The 14,554-nt window shown below is 62.5% G+C and carries 22 protein-coding genes; 21 read left to right on the forward strand and 1 reads right to left on the reverse strand.

Features of this window, described 5'->3' with window-relative positions:
• Nucleotides 1-139: 139 nt before the first annotated feature.
• The 18 genes from rplN (at nt 140) to rimK (ending at nt 11,188) form a co-directional block, all read left to right on the forward strand.
• On the forward strand, nt 140-508 hold the full coding sequence (rplN, locus tag H6P80_RS04590) for a 50S ribosomal protein L14 (protein ID WP_185800142.1): 369 nt from the start codon (nt 140-142) through the stop codon (nt 506-508).
• A 2-nt stretch (nt 509-510) separates the two neighbouring features.
• Nucleotides 511-831, forward strand: coding sequence for a 50S ribosomal protein L24 (rplX, locus tag H6P80_RS04595; protein ID WP_185800143.1), 321 nt, complete (start codon nt 511-513; stop codon nt 829-831).
• Nucleotides 824-1,414, forward strand: a complete 591-nt coding sequence (gene rplE / locus H6P80_RS04600; RefSeq protein ID WP_185800144.1) for a 50S ribosomal protein L5 — start codon at nt 824-826, stop codon at nt 1,412-1,414. The genes rplX and rplE overlap by 8 nt, the downstream gene beginning before the upstream one ends.
• Before the next feature lie 38 nt (nt 1,415-1,452).
• The gene (gene rpsN / locus H6P80_RS04605) at nt 1,453-1,758 is read left to right on the forward strand and encodes a 30S ribosomal protein S14 (RefSeq protein ID WP_185800145.1); all 306 of its coding nucleotides are present in this window, start codon (nt 1,453-1,455) and stop codon (nt 1,756-1,758) included.
• Nucleotides 1,759-1,770: 12 nt separating this feature from the next.
• Nucleotides 1,771-2,166 carry a 30S ribosomal protein S8 gene (rpsH, locus tag H6P80_RS04610; RefSeq protein ID WP_185800146.1) on the forward strand — a complete coding sequence of 132 codons (396 nt, stop codon included), beginning with the start codon at nt 1,771-1,773 and terminating at the stop codon, nt 2,164-2,166.
• Entirely contained in the window at nt 2,167-2,700 is a 534-nt protein-coding gene (gene rplF, locus H6P80_RS04615; protein WP_185800147.1) for a 50S ribosomal protein L6, read from the forward strand.
• Between the two features lie 2 nt (nt 2,701-2,702).
• Nucleotides 2,703-3,059, forward strand: coding sequence for a 50S ribosomal protein L18 (gene rplR / locus H6P80_RS04620; protein ID WP_185800148.1), 357 nt, complete (start codon nt 2,703-2,705; stop codon nt 3,057-3,059).
• 215 nt (nt 3,060-3,274) lie between these two features.
• The gene (gene rpsE / locus H6P80_RS16445; RefSeq protein ID WP_185800975.1) at nt 3,275-3,967 is read left to right on the forward strand and encodes a 30S ribosomal protein S5; all 693 of its coding nucleotides are present in this window, start codon (nt 3,275-3,277) and stop codon (nt 3,965-3,967) included.
• 5 nt (nt 3,968-3,972) lie between these two features.
• Nucleotides 3,973-4,161, forward strand: coding sequence for a 50S ribosomal protein L30 (gene rpmD, locus H6P80_RS04630; RefSeq protein WP_185800149.1), 189 nt, complete (start codon nt 3,973-3,975; stop codon nt 4,159-4,161).
• A 69-nt stretch (nt 4,162-4,230) separates the two neighbouring features.
• Nucleotides 4,231-4,752, forward strand: coding sequence for a 50S ribosomal protein L15 (gene rplO / locus H6P80_RS04635; RefSeq protein WP_185800150.1), 522 nt, complete (start codon nt 4,231-4,233; stop codon nt 4,750-4,752).
• Between the two features lie 84 nt (nt 4,753-4,836).
• Complete coding sequence (gene secY, locus H6P80_RS04640) at nt 4,837-6,228, forward strand: preprotein translocase subunit SecY (RefSeq protein WP_185800151.1); 1,392 nt, start codon at nt 4,837-4,839, stop codon at nt 6,226-6,228.
• The gene (locus tag H6P80_RS04645) at nt 6,225-6,875 is read left to right on the forward strand and encodes an adenylate kinase (protein WP_185800152.1); all 651 of its coding nucleotides are present in this window, start codon (nt 6,225-6,227) and stop codon (nt 6,873-6,875) included. Before secY ends, H6P80_RS04645 begins: the two co-directional genes overlap by 4 nt.
• 85 nt (nt 6,876-6,960) lie before the next feature.
• Nucleotides 6,961-7,482: an SRPBCC family protein gene (locus tag H6P80_RS04650; RefSeq protein WP_185800153.1), complete on the forward strand. Its 522-nt coding sequence runs from the start codon at nt 6,961-6,963 to the stop codon at nt 7,480-7,482.
• Between the two features lie 107 nt (nt 7,483-7,589).
• Nucleotides 7,590-8,948 (forward strand): NADP-specific glutamate dehydrogenase, encoded by a 1,359-nt coding sequence (gene gdhA / locus H6P80_RS04655; RefSeq protein ID WP_185800154.1) that lies wholly within the window; start codon nt 7,590-7,592, stop codon nt 8,946-8,948.
• 5 nt (nt 8,949-8,953) lie between these two features.
• Nucleotides 8,954-9,361 (forward strand): hypothetical protein, encoded by a 408-nt coding sequence (locus H6P80_RS04660; RefSeq protein WP_185800155.1) that lies wholly within the window; start codon nt 8,954-8,956, stop codon nt 9,359-9,361.
• A 63-nt stretch (nt 9,362-9,424) separates the two neighbouring features.
• A complete protein-coding gene (locus H6P80_RS04665) occupies nt 9,425-9,763 on the forward strand; it encodes a hypothetical protein (RefSeq protein ID WP_185800156.1) in 339 nt (112 codons plus the stop codon).
• Nucleotides 9,764-9,806: 43 nt separating this feature from the next.
• Entirely contained in the window at nt 9,807-10,268 is a 462-nt protein-coding gene (locus H6P80_RS04670) for an ATP-dependent zinc protease family protein (RefSeq protein ID WP_185800157.1), read from the forward strand.
• Between the two features lie 14 nt (nt 10,269-10,282).
• Nucleotides 10,283-11,188, forward strand: coding sequence for a 30S ribosomal protein S6--L-glutamate ligase (gene rimK / locus H6P80_RS04675; RefSeq protein ID WP_185800158.1), 906 nt, complete (start codon nt 10,283-10,285; stop codon nt 11,186-11,188).
• A 4-nt stretch (nt 11,189-11,192) separates the two neighbouring features.
• On the opposite strand, the gene H6P80_RS04680 is transcribed toward rimK, so the two are convergent.
• Nucleotides 11,193-12,263 (reverse strand): succinylglutamate desuccinylase/aspartoacylase family protein, encoded by a 1,071-nt coding sequence (locus H6P80_RS04680; protein ID WP_185800159.1) that lies wholly within the window; start codon nt 12,261-12,263, stop codon nt 11,193-11,195.
• Nucleotides 12,264-12,477: 214 nt separating this feature from the next.
• Between H6P80_RS04680 and rpsM the strand changes: the two genes are divergently transcribed.
• The 3 genes from rpsM (at nt 12,478) to H6P80_RS04695 (ending at nt 14,478) form a co-directional block, all read left to right on the forward strand.
• On the forward strand, nt 12,478-12,846 hold the full coding sequence (rpsM, locus tag H6P80_RS04685; RefSeq protein ID WP_185800160.1) for a 30S ribosomal protein S13: 369 nt from the start codon (nt 12,478-12,480) through the stop codon (nt 12,844-12,846).
• A 71-nt stretch (nt 12,847-12,917) separates the two neighbouring features.
• Complete coding sequence (gene rpsK / locus H6P80_RS04690; RefSeq protein ID WP_185800161.1) at nt 12,918-13,307, forward strand: 30S ribosomal protein S11; 390 nt, start codon at nt 12,918-12,920, stop codon at nt 13,305-13,307.
• Between the two features lie 97 nt (nt 13,308-13,404).
• A complete protein-coding gene (locus tag H6P80_RS04695; protein WP_185800162.1) occupies nt 13,405-14,478 on the forward strand; it encodes a DNA-directed RNA polymerase subunit alpha in 1,074 nt (357 codons plus the stop codon).
• The last annotated feature ends 76 nt before the right edge of the window (nt 14,479-14,554 follow it).

Here is a 14,554-nt window from a genome sequence, read left to right on the forward strand (position 1 = left end):
TCGAGAAGATCGACATCGCCGAAAGCAAAGAGGTCGATCTCGAAGCCGCGAAAGACCCCGAGGCCGAGCAGAAGGCCGAAGCCTAGTTTTTGAAGTTTCCCGCGTCGGAAATGCGGGATGAGGAAGAAGGAACGGATCGATGATCCAGATGCAGTCAGTTCTCGACGTCGCCGATAACAGCGGCGCCAAGCGCGTTCAGTGCATCAAGGTGCTGGGCGGCTCGAAACGCCGGACCGCGAGCGTCGGCGACATTATCGTCGTCAGCATCAAGGAAGCTGCGCCGCGCGGCAAGGTGAAGAAGGGCGACGTTCACAAGGCCGTCATCGTGCGCACGCGCAAGGATGTGAAGCGCGCCGACGGCTCGACGATCCGTTTCGACAGCAATGCCGCGGTTCTTGTGAATGCGAACAAGGAACCGATCGGTACGCGTATCTTCGGCCCGGTCGTGCGCGAGCTGCGCGCCGCGCGCCACATGAAGATCATCAGCCTTGCACCGGAGGTGCTCTAACCATGGCAGCCAAGATCAAAAAGGGCGACAAGGTCGTCATCCTGGCCGGCAAGAACAAGGGCTCGCACGGTACCGTGACCAAGGTTCTTCCGAAGGAAGACCGGGTGCTCGTCGAAGGCGTGAATATCGCCGTGCGTCACCGCAAGCCGACCCAGCAAAATCCGCAAGGCGGCATCGAGCGCAGCGAAGCCCCGCTGCACATCTCGAACGTAGCGGTCGAGGATCCGAAAACGGGTAAGCCCAGCCGGGTCCGTTTCGAAACGAACAAGGACGGCAAGAAGGTTCGCGTTGCGGCGCGTTCCGGGGAGACGATCGATGGCTGATTATACGCCGCGTCTACGCACGGATTACAAAGACCGCATCGTTTCGGCGATGACGGAGAAGTTCGGCTACGCGAACCATATGGAGGTTCCGAGGCTCGAAAAGGTGGTCATCAACATGGGCGTCGGCAAGGCTGTCGACGACAAGAAGCGCGTCGAAAAGGCCGCTGCCGAGATGGAGAAAATCGCCGGCCAGAAGCCGGTGATCAATCTCGCCAAGCAGTCGATCGCCGGTTTCAAGCTGCGCGAGGGCATGCCGATCGGCTGCAAGGTCACGCTGCGCGGCGATCGCATGTATGAATTTATCGACCGGCTGGTCACCATTGCGCTGCCGCGCGTCCGCGACTTTCGCGGCCTTAACCCGAAGAGTTTCGACGGGCGCGGAAATTTTGCGATGGGTCTCAAGGAACAGATGGTGTTCCCCGAGATCAAATATGACGATGTCGACGAAGTCCGCGGCATGGATGTCATTGTGACGACGACGGCGAAGACGGATGACGAGGCGCGCGAGTTGCTGCGCTTCTTCAACTTCCCCTTCCCGCCGGAAGCCGAACCCACGAACGAAGAGCAGAAGGAAGCGGCATAAGCCGCCCCTTCTCGCAACAAGGAGCGAGAACTTAAGTCATGGCGAAACTGAGTTCCATCAACCGGAATGAAAAGCGTAAGCGTATGGCCAAGAAATATGCGGCCAAATATGCGAAGCTGAAAGAACAGGCGAACGACAAGACGCTCGACGATGGCGAGCGGCTGATTGCGCGCCTCAAAATGGCGGAAATTCCGCGCAACGCGAACCCGACTCGCATCCGTAACCGGTGCGAGCTGTCCGGTCGTCCGCGCGGCTATTACCGCAAATTCAAACTGTCGCGCATCGCGCTTCGCGATCTGGCCAACAAGGGCCTGATCCCGGGCGTGACGAAGTCGAGCTGGTAGGGATTTAGAGATATGGCAATGACCGATCCCCTGGGCGATATGCTCACCCGCATCCGCAACGGGCAGCAGGCGAAGAAGGACTCTGTGATGAGCCCGGCTTCGAAGCTGCGCGCCCGCGTGCTCGAGGTGCTCCAGCGCGAAGGCTTTATCCGCGGATATAGCGAAGAAGCGCTGGGCAAGCACAAGGGCCTGCGCATCGAACTCAAATATTTCGAAGGCCAGCCGGCGATCCAGTATGTCGCACGCGTCTCGACCCCGGGCCGCCGTGTCTACTCGGCCTCCAAGGAGCTGCCGCGGGTTCGCAACGGCCTTGGCATCACCATCGTCTCGACGCCGCGTGGCGTGCTTTCCGACGCGGAAGCGCGTGAGCAGAATGTCGGCGGCGAAGTGCTGGCGGAGGTATTCTAGATGAGCCGCATCGGTAAACGGCCGGTTGCACTGCCTGACGGCGTAACCGCGGAAATTTCGGGACGGGACCTCAGCGTCAAGGGGCCGAAAGGCACCCTGTCGATGACGTTCGTCGACGAAGTTCGCTTTTCGCTCGAGGATGAAGGGATTCTCGTCACGCCGGCCAACGACACCAAAAAGGCCCGCTCCCATTGGGGCATGCAGCGTACGCTCGTCGCCAATCTCGTCGAGGGTGTGACCGAGGGCTATACCAAGGTGCTGGAGATCAACGGCGTCGGCTATCGTGCGCAGCTGCAGGGCAAGACCCTGAAGCTGCAGCTCGGTTTCAGCCATGACGTGGATTACGATATCCCCGAGGGCATCGAGGTCAAGACTCCGGACCAGACGACGATCGAGATCAGCGGTATCGACAAGCAGAAAGTCGGACAGGTCGCTGCGGAGATCCGCAAATGGCGGAAGCCGGAACCCTATAAGGGCAAGGGCATCAAATATCGCGGCGAGTATATTTTCCGCAAGGAAGGCAAGAAGAAGTAGCCATGAACAAGCGCATGACACCCTTCGAAAAACGCCGCCAGCGTGTTCGCGTGGCGCTGCGCCGCAAGGCCGGCGATCGCCCGCGCCTGTCGATCCATCGCTCGGGCCGGCATATCTATGCCCAGGTGATCGACGACAAGGCCGGCAAGACGATCGCCGCGGCTTCGACGCTCGACAAGGAGCAAAAGGGCAAGACCGGTGCGACCGCCGCTGCCGCCGCCGAAGTCGGCAAGCGCGTCGCCGAGCGGGCGAGCAAGGCCGGCGTGAAGCGGGTCGTGTTCGATCGCGGTGCTTTCCTGTTCCATGGGCGCGTGAAGGCGCTCGCCGATGCCGCCCGTGATGGCGGACTGGAGTTCTGATGATGGCCGAAGACAAGAAGACCGAAGAGGCCCCGGAAGAGGCAAAGGCCGAAGCAGCCCCGGAAGAGGTCAAAGCCGAGGAAAACGAAACCAAGGCGGAGGCCGCTCCGGCTGAAAACGCCCCTGCGGAAGCTCCGGCAGCGGAAGCCGCGGCCGAAGTCCCGGCGCCCGTCGTCGAGGAAAAGCAGCTCGATACCGATGCGAGCGTCGAAGCCGTGACCCAGCCTGCCGAAACCAAGCCCGCTGAAAAGGCGAGCCCGCGTGGCCGTGGCGGCCGCGGCGATGGACGTGGCGGTGGCGGTGGCCGTGGCGGGCGCGATGGCGGCCGTGGCCGCGGTCGTGGCCGTGACAATCGCCGCGACGACGATGGCGAGGATCTGGTCGAGAAGCTCGTCCATATCAACCGCGTCTCGAAGACCGTGAAGGGCGGCAAGCGCTTCGGTTTCGCCGCGCTGATGATCGTGGGCGACGGCAAGGGCCGGGCCGGTTTCGGCCATGGCAAGGCGCGCGAAGTGCCCGAAGCCATCCAGAAGGCGACCGCCGCTGCGAAGAAATCGATGATGCGCGTTCCGCTGCGCGATGGCCGCACCCTGCACCATGATGGCCAGGGCCGGTTCGGCGCGGGCAATGTGACCGTCCGTTCGGCACCGCCCGGCACCGGCATCATCGCCGGCGGCCCGATGCGCGCCGTGTTCGAAAGCCTTGGCGTTGCCGATGTGGTTACCAAATCGGTCGGTACGTCCAATCCCTACAACATGATCCGGGCAACCTTCGAGGCGCTCAAGGATCAGTCGAGCCCGAAATCGGTAGCGGCGCGACGCGGCATGAAAATTGCCGATCTCGTCCAGCGGCGCGGTGACATCGGTGTCGCCGAGGCCAATGCCGAGGCCGAAGCGGTTACGGAGTAAAGACGATGGCGAACACCAAAACCATCAAGGTCACGCAGACCGGATCGCCGATCCGCCGCGACCCGAAGCAGCGGCAGACGCTGATCGGTCTCGGGCTGAACAAGATGCACAGGACCGTCGAACTTGAGGACACGCCCGCGATCCGCGGGATGATCCGCAAGGTTCATCACATGGTCGAGGTGCAGGAAGCCTAAACCGGTTTTTCAATCATAGGGCTGCCTTTCTCCGCGGCTGCGCGAACATAGCGAAAGCGAGTGCACGACATGAAACTCAACGAAATCAAGGATAACGAAGGCGCTCGCAAGAGCCGGACCCGCGTCGGACGCGGTCTGGGCTCGGGCAAGGGCAAGACCGGCGGTCGCGGCATGAAGGGCCAGAAGAGCCGTTCGGGCGTTGCGATCAAGGGCTTCGAGGGCGGCCAGATGCCGCTCCACATGCGCCTGCCGAAGCGCGGCTTCAACAATCCGTTCGGCAAGGATTATGCGATCGTCAATCTGGGCGCCGTCCAGAAAGCCGTCGATGCGAAAAAGCTCGACGCCAAGAAGACGATCGACCAGGCGGCGCTGAAGGCGGCCAATCTGGTGCGCGGCGGCAAGGACGGCGTGCGTTTGCTCGGCAAGGGCGAAATTTCGGCCAAGCTCAATTTCGCGGTCGCCGGTGCCTCCAAGAGCGCGCTCGAAGCGGTCGAGAAGGCCGGCGGCAAGGTCGAGATCGTCGTCCGCGCGCCCAAGGTCGAAAAGCCTGCCAAGGCGGCCAAGAAGGCCGACGCCGAAAAGGCCGAATAACGGTTCTGTCGGGCGGGGGTTGCCGACCGGCGCCCCCGCTCCGATATAACGGCTTTCACCGAGAGCCGGGGGATGGATTAGTTTATGGCAAGCAATGCCAACGCTGCAGGTGGTATGAATCTGGGCAAGTTCGCCCAAGCGACCGAACTGCGCCAGCGCATCTGGTTTACCCTTGGTGCGCTGATCATCTTCCGCCTGCTTTCCTTCGTTCCGCTGCCCGGCATCGATCCCGTCTCCTTGGCGCAGGTCGTCGATATTACGCAGGACAATACCGGCGGCGGCGGCATCCTCAACGTGTTCAATACCTTTTCCGGCGGTTCGCTGGAGCGCATGAGCATCATCGCGCTCGGCGTCATGCCCTATATCACCGCCTCGATCGTGGTGCAGATGGCGGCGGCATTGTCGCCGACGCTGAACGCGATCAAGAAGGAAGGCGAAAGCGGGCGCAAGAAGCTCAACCAATATACGCGCTACGGCACTGTCGGCCTGACGGCCGTACAGGGCTATTTCCTCGCGGTCGGCCTGGAAACGCTGGCAACCGCGCAGGGCCAGCAGGTCATCGTTTCCGACAGCATCATGCTGTTCCGCCTCGGCGCGGTCATCAGCCTTGTCGGCGGCACGATGTTCCTGATGTGGCTCGGCGAGCAGATCACCTCGCGCGGCGTCGGTAACGGCGTGTCGCTGATCATCATGGCGGGTATCGTCGCGCAGATGCCGACCGAACTGATCCAGCTTTTCGCGTCGGGCCAGACCGGCGCCATTCCGACCGGCTATGTGGTCGGCTTCCTCGCGCTGTTTCTCGCGCTGATCTTCGGCATCTGCTTCATGGAGCGTGCCCAGCGCCGTGTCCTGATCCAATATCCCAAGCGCGCGCAGCAGCGCGGTGGCATGACGCAGGAAAAATCGCACCTGCCGCTCAAGATCAACACCGCCGGCGTGATCCCGCCGATCTTCGCTTCGTCGCTGTTGCTCATGCCGCTCACCGTGGCGCAATTCCTGTCGGGCGGGGTGACCGACACCGCCTCGACGAGCAACGAGTTGCTGCTGACGATCACCAATGCGCTCGGCCGCGGCGGATCGCTCTACCTGGCGCTCTATGCGGGCCTGATCATCTTCTTCTGCTTCTTCTACACGGCCGTCGTCTTCAACCCCGAAGAAACCGCCGACAATCTGAAGCGCTATGGCGGGTTCATTCCGGGCATCCGCCCCGGCGAACGCACGGCCGAATATCTCGATTATGTGCTCACGCGCATCACCGTGGTCGGCGCGGCCTATCTGACGCTGATCTGCCTCATTCCCGAATTCCTCTCTACCCAGGCCGGCATCCAGGCCTTTGTGCTCGGCGGCACCAGCCTTCTCATTGTCGTCAACGTGACCATCGATACGGTCAGCCAGATCCAGTCGCACTTGCTTGCGCACCAATATGGTGATCTGATCAAGAAGGCGAAACTGAAGGGCGGGGGACAGCGTCGGTGAATATCATATTGTTGGGGCCTCCGGGCGCAGGCAAGGGCACCCAGGCCTCCAAGCTCGAAGACGAGCGCGGCATGATCCAGCTCTCGACCGGAGACATGTTGCGCGCGGCGGTGGCCGCGGAAACGCCCGTCGGGCTGCAGGCCAAGGCGGTGATGGAACGCGGCGACCTGGTGTCAGACGATATCGTCACTGGTATCCTTTCCGATCGCCTCGACGAAGATGACGTAAAGGACGGCTTCATCCTCGATGGCTATCCGCGGACCGAAGCCCAGGCCCATTCGCTCGACGCGCTGCTCGCCGAAAAGGGCATGAAGCTCGATCACGTCATCGAGTTGGTTGTCGATGAGGATGCGCTCGTCGAACGCATCACCGGCCGTTTCACCTGCGCCGAGTGCGGCGAGGGCTATCACGACACGTTCAAGCAGCCGAAAGTGGAGGGCGTTTGCGACAGTTGCGGTTCGTCCAGCTTCAAGCGCCGCCCGGACGACAATGCCGAAACCGTGCGCACCCGGATGCAGGAATATCGCACCAAGACGGCGCCGATCATCCCGCATTACGAGCCCCAGGGGCTGGTGCGCCGGGTCGACGGCATGGCGGACATCGAAACGGTGTCCGACTCGATCGAGGCGATACTCGACGGGAAATAATCCCGCTTCGACGAACGGTTCGCTCCGGCTCGCGTCCCTTCCCAACCCTGCTATGCTCTCCGCCTGATCCAATGGGGAGAGAGCCATGACGAGACCGATATTGGGAGTAGCGCTCGCAGTAGCGGCGGTTCCAGCACAGGCCGAAGTCACGATTTCCGATACCGGCTTTGCGACCAGCAACAGCGCCACGGTCTCCGCTCCACCGGCAGAGGTGTGGGCGGCGCTGGTCGAGCCGTCGCGCTACTGGAATCCCGATCACAGCTGGTTCGGCCAGGCTTCGGGCTTCTCGCTCGATCCGGTCGCCGGGGGCTGTTTTTGCGAAACCAGCGATAACGGCGGCAGCGTCGAGCATCTGCGCGTCACCATGGTGCAGCCCGGATCCATGCTGCGCCTCGCCGGTGCGCTTGGCCCGCTCCAGGGCGAAGGGCTGGCGGGATCGCTGACATGGCAGCTGGAGCCGGAGGAGGGCGGCGGTACGCGCATCACCCAGGCCTATTCGGTGGGCGGCCATATGCAGTTCGATCGCGAGGAGCTGGCGCCGGTAGTCGACGGCGTCGTACGCGAACAGCTGCAGCGGCTCGCCGCGCTGTTCGACGCTACGGATTGACTGTTTTCCCCCAATCCATCTGCTAGACAGGGCTACGGACCGGAATCGATTCGAACGGAATTCCGGCCGGGGGCGCGCCTAATATTTTTGGCTCAGGGGAAACGACAATGGCGGTTGGCGATCATGTAGATCTTGAAGGCTTCATGACGGGTGTCGAGAAGCGCAATCCGGGACAGACGGAATTCATCCAGGCGGTCCGCGAGGTCGCTCAGGATATTTTCGAGTTCATCGAGGACAAGGAAGAATATCACGAGGCGCAGATCCTGCGGCGCATCGCCGAGCCGGACAGGGTCGTCTCGTTCCGGGTCTGCTGGGAAGACGATAATCACAATATCCGCGTCCAGCGGGGCTGGCGCGTCCAGAACAACAATGCGATCGGCCCCTATAAGGGCGGCATCCGCTTTCACCCGACGGTGACGGAGAGCGTCCTCAAATTCCTCGCCTTCGAACAGACGTTCAAGAATTCGCTGACCGGCCTTCCGATGGGCGGCGGCAAGGGCGGTTCCAACTTCAATCCCAAGGGCAAGTCCGACAGCGAAGTCATGCGCTTCTGCCAGTCCTTCATGACCGAGCTCTACCGCCATATCGGCCCCGAGACGGACGTGCCGGCCGGCGATATCGGCGTTGGCGGGCGCGAGATCGGCTATATGTTCGGCCAGTATAAGCGCATCACCAACCGCTGGGAGGGCGTTCTTACGGGCAAGGCGCTCGAATATGGCGGATCGCAGATGCGGCCCGAGGCGACGGGCTATGGCGCGGTGATCTTTCTCCAGAACATGCTCCAGCATGCCGGCAACGATGTCGAAGGCAAGAATGCCGTGATCTCGGGTTCCGGCAATGTCGCGACCCATGCCGCCGAAAAGATCACCCAGCTGGGCGGCAAGGTGCTCACCCTGTCGGACAGCGGCGGCTTCATCCACGATCCCGACGGCATCGGCCAGGAGAAGATCGACTGGATCAAGGAGCTCAAGAACGTCAAGCGGGGCCGGATCAGCGAATATGCCGATCACTTTACCGGCGCGACCTATCACGAAGGCGCGCGGCCCTGGGCCGTTCCCTGCGACGTCGCCTTGCCCTGCGCCACACAGAACGAGCTCAATGGCGAGGAAGCCAGGGAACTCGTCGACAACGGCGTGATCGCGGTTTCCGAAGGCGCCAATATGCCGACGACCCTGGAAGGCGTGGACGTTTTCCACGATGCCCATATCCTCTATGCGCCCGGCAAGGCCGCCAATGCCGGCGGCGTGGCGGTGTCCGGCCTCGAGATGAGCCAGAATTCCGAGCGCGTTTCCTGGAACACCGAACGGCTCGGAGATCTGCTGCACGACATCATGACCGACATCCACGCCAAATGCGCCCAATATGGCGGCGGCGAGGAAGGCGGTTATGTCAACTACGTCAAGGGCGCGAATATCGCCGGCTTCAAGAAGGTTGCCGATGCGATGCTGGCCTTCGGCGTCGTCTAGGGCCGGTGACGGCCGGCTATTCGGGAACGCCGCTTGCCGGGAAGCTGGGCTATAGGGACGGGATGTCCGTCTGGCAGCGCGGCCTTCCCGATAGCGTAAGGGCGGAAATCGAAGCGCAGGCCGATGTGCATTGGGAAACGGGGGCGATCGGCGCTCCCATTGCCGCCCATATCTTCACGACGCAGCGCGCCGAGATGGAGGCGTTGCTCGGCGAACTGCGCGGCGCGCTGGTTCCCGACGGCTTCATCTGGATGTCCTGGCCGAAAAAGGCCGCGAAAGTGCCGACGGACATCGGCGAAGACGCGATCCGCGCCGTCGCGCTGCCGATGGGGTTCGTCGATATCAAGGTTTGCGCGGTCGATGCCGTCTGGTCGGGCCTCAAGCTCGTGATCCGCAAGGAATTGCGCGGCTGACCGCGTTGTAACGTCCGGGCGCGATTGGCCGAACCCTGGGGCAGTGACAAGAGGAGGCCCGCAATGCTGGCTGCGATCAATGAATGGTTTTTGGGCCTGGGCGCCGATTATGGCGTAAACCCCTATATTTTTGGCGGCATTTATGTCGGTGCGATCCCTTTCTTCCTGGCGACGATCGCCTGGATGGTGCGGCGCAAGCGGCGCGGGCAGTCGATCGCGATGCAGGTGTCGATTGCCGGCTTCCTTGCGCTGTCTTCCTATATCTATCTGGTGATCGCCGGACGGAACCTGGCCTGGTGGGTCTATGCGCTGTTGGTGCTGCTGGTACTCTACACGATCTGGTCGCTGGTCCAGAAGGTGCGTGCGCCAGTGGCCGGTATCGGCGGCGAGCAGGCCGAATAGCGGCGCTATTCCCACGCCTTGCGGCTTGGGCTAGGCATTGGGGATGGAAAAACCCTCTCGCCCCTTGCGGCGAAGACTTCGCGAACCTGCCGAGATCGGCTGGTGCGAGCTTGTCGACCTTCCCGCGCTAGGGCTCGAGCGGATGCACGCCAAGATCGATACCGGCGCGCGGACCTCCTCGCTCCATGCCACGCGCATCGAGGAGTTCGAGCGCGACGGCGAAGACTGGGTGCGTTTCCGGTCCCCGCGGTCGATCGGCCACCGCCCGCAGGACTGCGAAGCGCGCCTGATTGAAAAAAGACATATCACCAGTTCGACCGGCCACCGCCAGGAACGCTATGTTATTGCTACGGAGATGTGTCTCGGCCCCTTGACTTGGATGGGGGAACTGACATTGGCGAACCGTGCAACGATGGCGTTTCCGATCCTTATCGGCCGCCGGGCCTTGCGGCGCGGATTCCTCGTAAACAGCGCAAAGCGCTGGACGCTGGGAAGGCCGGAATAATCTAGGGAACAGACATGAAAATCGCGATGCTTGCGCGCAATCCGAATCTCTATTCGCACAAGCGGCTGGTTGAGGCGGCCGAGGAGCGTGGTCATACGCTCGATATCCTCAATACGCTGCGATGCACGATGAGCATCACCTCGCACCGCCCGACCGTCATCTATAATGGCGAGACGATGAGCGGCTATGATGCGGTGATTCCGCGCATCGGCGCATCGGTTACCCATTATGGCCTCGCCGTGCTGCGCCAGTTCGAAATGATGGGAGTCTGGCCGCTCAACGAGAGCGTCGCCGTCGGCCGTTCGCGCGACAAGCTGCGCTCGATGCAGATTTTCGCCAAACATGGGCTCGGCCTGCCCGTCACCGCCTTTGCCCATGACCCCAAACAGACCGAGGAAGTGCTCAAGATGGTCGGCGGCGCGCCGGCGGTGATCAAGCTTCTGGAGGGCACGCAAGGCATCGGCGTCGTGCTCGGCGAGACCGAGAAATCCGCGAAATCGGTGATCGAGGCGTTTCGCGGGGTCAACGTCAACATCCTCGTCCAGGAATTCATCAAGGAAGCCGGATCGAGCGACATCCGCATCCTCGTCGTCGGCGGCAAGGTCGTCGCCTCGATGATGCGGACGGGCGCCGAAGACGATTTCCGCTCCAACCTCCATCGCGGCGGCTCTGCGAAAAGCATCAAGATCACGCCCGAGGAACGGTCGACGGCGGTACGCGCTGCCAAGGTGATGGGGCTGAACGTCGCGGGCGTCGATATCCTGCGCGCCAATCACGGGCCGGTGATCATGGAGGTCAACAGCTCGCCCGGGCTCGAGGGCATCGAAAATGCGACCGGCAAGGATGTCGCGGGCATGATCATCGAATTCGTCGAAGCAAAAGCGCAGCCGGGAAAGACGAAAACGCGCGGCAAGGGCTGACCGGCTAGACGATCTCGTCCTCGTCGAGCATCGCCCCGCCCAGTCGCGCCTCGGTCGCCTCGTCGAGCGGTTCGCTGCGCTCGCCCAGTTCGGCGATATGGACGAGCGCATCGCCCTGGTTGACGACCCCGAGCCGGCTATGGCCGATGACGATGCCGCCGATCGGCGTCGTCACCGCCTCTTCCTCCAGCCCCACGGGATTGGCGACGATGCCGAGCTTGGCGCCGGGCTGGACGAAGCGGCCCGCCTTGACGCCGATCAGCCAGGAACCGCCGCGCGGCGCCCGGATCCACAGGCTTTTCGAGGATTCGACGGGTTTGGCGATCGCCTGTTTGCGCGGTTTCAGCGACAGCATGTCCATCGCCGCCATGACCCGGACGATGCCATTGACGCCGACGCGGATCGAAAAATCGTCGAAACGCAGCGCCTCGCCGGCTTCGTAGAGCAGCATTTCCACCCCGGTTTCGAGCGCCGTCGCGCGCAGCGACTTTTCGCGCAAGGGCGAAACGATGATCGCCGGCGGCGAAAAGGCCGCGGCAAGCGCGTGCGCGCGCGGGCTGTCCGGGCTGATCCGGAGCTGGGGCAGGTTGGTGCGGTGGATCGCGGCCGAATGAAGATCGATGCCGAAATCGGCGCGGGCGATGATCTCGGTCCGGAAGGTGCTGGCCAGCTGGCCGGCCAGAGAGCCGGATTTCGCACCGGGAAAGCAGCGGTTGAGATCGCGCCTGTCGGGCAGATAGCGGCTGTTGCCGACGAAACCGAGGACGTTGACGATGGGCACGCAGAGCAGGGTTCCCGCAAGTTTGCCCGGCCTGATCCGCTTGAGCAGCCGGCGGATCACCTCCACGCCGGTAATCTCGTCGCCATGGATGCCGGCGCTCACGAAAAGCACCGGCCCGGGCCGCTTTCCATGGACGATGCGGACGGGAAGGGTGATCAGATGGTCCGACGAAACCCGGCTGATCGGCAGCTCGATTTCGCCGCGCGTGCCAGCGGCGATCGTCTCGCCCGCAAATTCGAAGGGTGCGGCCGTTTGCGCGCGTTTTCCGTCTTTCGGCCCTGCCGCTGAAGCCATGGCGTTTCCTTTGCGAAAATGCTGTAAACCGGCGCTATCTTTTGTGCCAGCGGCTTGACACAAAGCCGTGCAAATCCTATTTCGCTGCTATTCCGAAGACACCGGTCTACCCGGCGGCGCGATTCGTGCGTCCGTCGGGTTCGTTCGTTTTCGGTTCATGAAGCTTTGAGATAGGCCGCACGCCAAGCAGCCTGTGGAGCAGGAGTAGAAACACGTGGCACGTATTGCTGGGGTCAACATCCCTACCCAAAAGCGCGTCGAGATAGCGCTTACCTATATCCATGGCATTGGCCCGACAACGGCGAAGAAGCTGACTGAGAAGCTCGGCATCCCGTTCGAACGCCGGGTCCAGGATCTGACCGACGCCGAAGTCGTCCAGATCCGCGAAGCGATCGATGCCGAACATACCGTCGAGGGCGATCTTCGCCGCGAAACGGCGATGAACATCAAGCGATTGATGGACCTCGCCTGCTATCGTGGTCTTCGTCATCGCAAGGGCCTCCCGGTCCGCGGCCAGCGCACGCATACCAACGCGCGCACCCGCAAGGGCAAGGCCAAGCCGATCGCTGGTAAGAAGAAATAATCACGTTTCCTCGGGGCGGCCTGTCGGCCGTCGGCGAAACGTTTTTCAGGATATAGGTAGGAAATCGAAACATGGCACGCGAACCGCAACGGGTAAGGCGCCGGAACCGCAAGAACATCACTTCGGGTGTGGCGCACGTCAACGCGACCTTCAACAACACGTTGATCACCATCACCGACGCGCAAGGCAATGCCATCAGCTGGTCCTCGGCCGGCATGATGGGCTTCAAGGGGAGCCGCAAATCCACCCCCTATGCCGCGCAGGTTGCCGCCGAAGACGCCGGCAAGAAAGCGCAGGAGCATGGCGTGCGTACGCTGGAAGTTGAGGTCAAGGGTCCGGGTTCGGGCCGTGAATCGGCGCTCCGCGCGCTGCAGGCCGTCGGCTTCCAGATCACGTCGATCCGCGACGTGACCTCGATACCGCATAATGGCGTTCGGCCGGCCAAGCGCCGCCGCGTCTGATGGCGAAACGGGAGGCGGCGGGCTCCGCTTCCTGAGATATTTTTGAATTTCCGGCAGAGGCCAGCCCCGCCTCCGCCACGATGCCAAGGGGAATACCGTGTCCGTTAACATGAAGAATTGGCAAGAACTCAAAAAGCCCAATGGTCTGGAAAAGAAGGCTGGCGGCGACGCCCAGCGCAAGGCGACTTTCGTCGCCGAACCCCTTGAGCGCGGTTTCGGCCTGACGCTCGGCAACGCGCTGCGCCGCACGCTGCTTTCCTCGCTTCAGGGCGCGGCCATCACCTCGATCAAGATCGAGAATGTGCTGCACGAGTTCTCGTCGCTTGCCGGCGTCCGCGAGGACGTCACCGATATCGTGCTCAACATCAAGCAGGTCGCGATCGCGATGGAATCCGAAGGGTCGAAGCGTCTCCAGCTTTCGGCCACGGGCCCTGCCGATGTGAAAGCCGGCGATATCACGACTTCGGGCGATATCGAGGTTCTGAACCCCGATCTCCTGATCTGCCATCTCGACGAAGGCGCGACGCTCAACATGGAGCTGACCGCCAATGCCGGCAAGGGCTATGTCCCCGCCGCGCAGAACCGTCCGGCCGATGCGCCGATCGGCCTGATCCCGGTCGACAGCCTCTACAGCCCGGTTCGCCAGGTCGCCTACAAGGTCGAGAACACCCGCGTCGGCCAGGAGCTCGACTACGACAAGCTCACCCTGACGATCGAAACCGACGGCACGGTCGCGCCCGAAGATGCGCTCGCCTATGCCGCGCGCATTCTGCAGGACCAGCTCCAGCTGTTCGTGCATTTCGACGAGGAACTGCCGGCTCCCTCCGCGACGATCGGCGAAGCCGCTTCGTCGGGAATTCTCGGCGGCGCCGCTCCCGAAGGCGATACCAACCAGCTCAACCGCTACCTTCTCAAAAAGGTCGACGAGCTGGAGCTGTCGGTCCGTTCGGCCAACTGCCTCAAGAACGACAACATCATCTATATCGGCGATCTTGTGCAGAAGACCGAAGCCGAGATGCTGCGCACGCCGAATTTCGGGCGCAAGTCCTTGAACGAGATCAAGGAAGTCCTTGCCACCATGGGCCTGCGCCTCGGCATGGATATCCCCGGCTGGCCGCCTGAAAATATCGAGGAAATGGCCAAGAAGCTCGAGCAGGAACTGCTCGGCTAGAAAGCCGCGACAAGGGGTTTCGGCGGTGCCCCCAATTCACCGCCTGGCCCGGGGATTTCCGTTAAACGGCCCCGGT

Origin of the sequence: Parasphingopyxis marina, from assembly GCF_014237875.1 — a bacterium.
Taxonomy (GTDB): Bacteria; Pseudomonadota; Alphaproteobacteria; order Sphingomonadales; family Sphingomonadaceae; genus Parasphingopyxis; species Parasphingopyxis marina.

What these genes read in the sequence shown, in the direction of transcription:
- rplN (WP_185800142.1), top strand. Translation starts at nt 140, where the DNA reads ATGATCCAGATGCAGTCAGTTCTCGACGTCGCCGATAACAGCGGCGCC.
- rplX (WP_185800143.1), top strand. Translation starts at nt 511, where the DNA reads ATGGCAGCCAAGATCAAAAAGGGCGACAAGGTCGTCATCCTGGCCGGC.
- rplE (WP_185800144.1), top strand. Translation starts at nt 824, where the DNA reads ATGGCTGATTATACGCCGCGTCTACGCACGGATTACAAAGACCGCATC.
- rpsN (WP_185800145.1), top strand. Translation starts at nt 1,453, where the DNA reads ATGGCGAAACTGAGTTCCATCAACCGGAATGAAAAGCGTAAGCGTATG.
- rpsH (WP_185800146.1), top strand. Translation starts at nt 1,771, where the DNA reads ATGGCAATGACCGATCCCCTGGGCGATATGCTCACCCGCATCCGCAAC.
- rplF (WP_185800147.1), top strand. Translation starts at nt 2,167, where the DNA reads ATGAGCCGCATCGGTAAACGGCCGGTTGCACTGCCTGACGGCGTAACC.
- rplR (WP_185800148.1), top strand. Translation starts at nt 2,703, where the DNA reads ATGAACAAGCGCATGACACCCTTCGAAAAACGCCGCCAGCGTGTTCGC.
- rpmD (WP_185800149.1), top strand. Translation starts at nt 3,973, where the DNA reads ATGGCGAACACCAAAACCATCAAGGTCACGCAGACCGGATCGCCGATC.
- rplO (WP_185800150.1), top strand. Translation starts at nt 4,231, where the DNA reads ATGAAACTCAACGAAATCAAGGATAACGAAGGCGCTCGCAAGAGCCGG.
- secY (WP_185800151.1), top strand. Translation starts at nt 4,837, where the DNA reads ATGGCAAGCAATGCCAACGCTGCAGGTGGTATGAATCTGGGCAAGTTC.
- H6P80_RS04650 (WP_185800153.1), top strand. Translation starts at nt 6,961, where the DNA reads ATGACGAGACCGATATTGGGAGTAGCGCTCGCAGTAGCGGCGGTTCCA.
- gdhA (WP_185800154.1), top strand. Translation starts at nt 7,590, where the DNA reads ATGGCGGTTGGCGATCATGTAGATCTTGAAGGCTTCATGACGGGTGTC.
- H6P80_RS04665 (WP_185800156.1), top strand. Translation starts at nt 9,425, where the DNA reads ATGCTGGCTGCGATCAATGAATGGTTTTTGGGCCTGGGCGCCGATTAT.
- H6P80_RS04670 (WP_185800157.1), top strand. Translation starts at nt 9,807, where the DNA reads ATGGAAAAACCCTCTCGCCCCTTGCGGCGAAGACTTCGCGAACCTGCC.
- rimK (WP_185800158.1), top strand. Translation starts at nt 10,283, where the DNA reads ATGAAAATCGCGATGCTTGCGCGCAATCCGAATCTCTATTCGCACAAG.
- H6P80_RS04680 (WP_185800159.1), bottom strand. Translation starts at nt 12,263, where the DNA reads ATGGCTTCAGCGGCAGGGCCGAAAGACGGAAAACGCGCGCAAACGGCC.
- rpsK (WP_185800161.1), top strand. Translation starts at nt 12,918, where the DNA reads ATGGCACGCGAACCGCAACGGGTAAGGCGCCGGAACCGCAAGAACATC.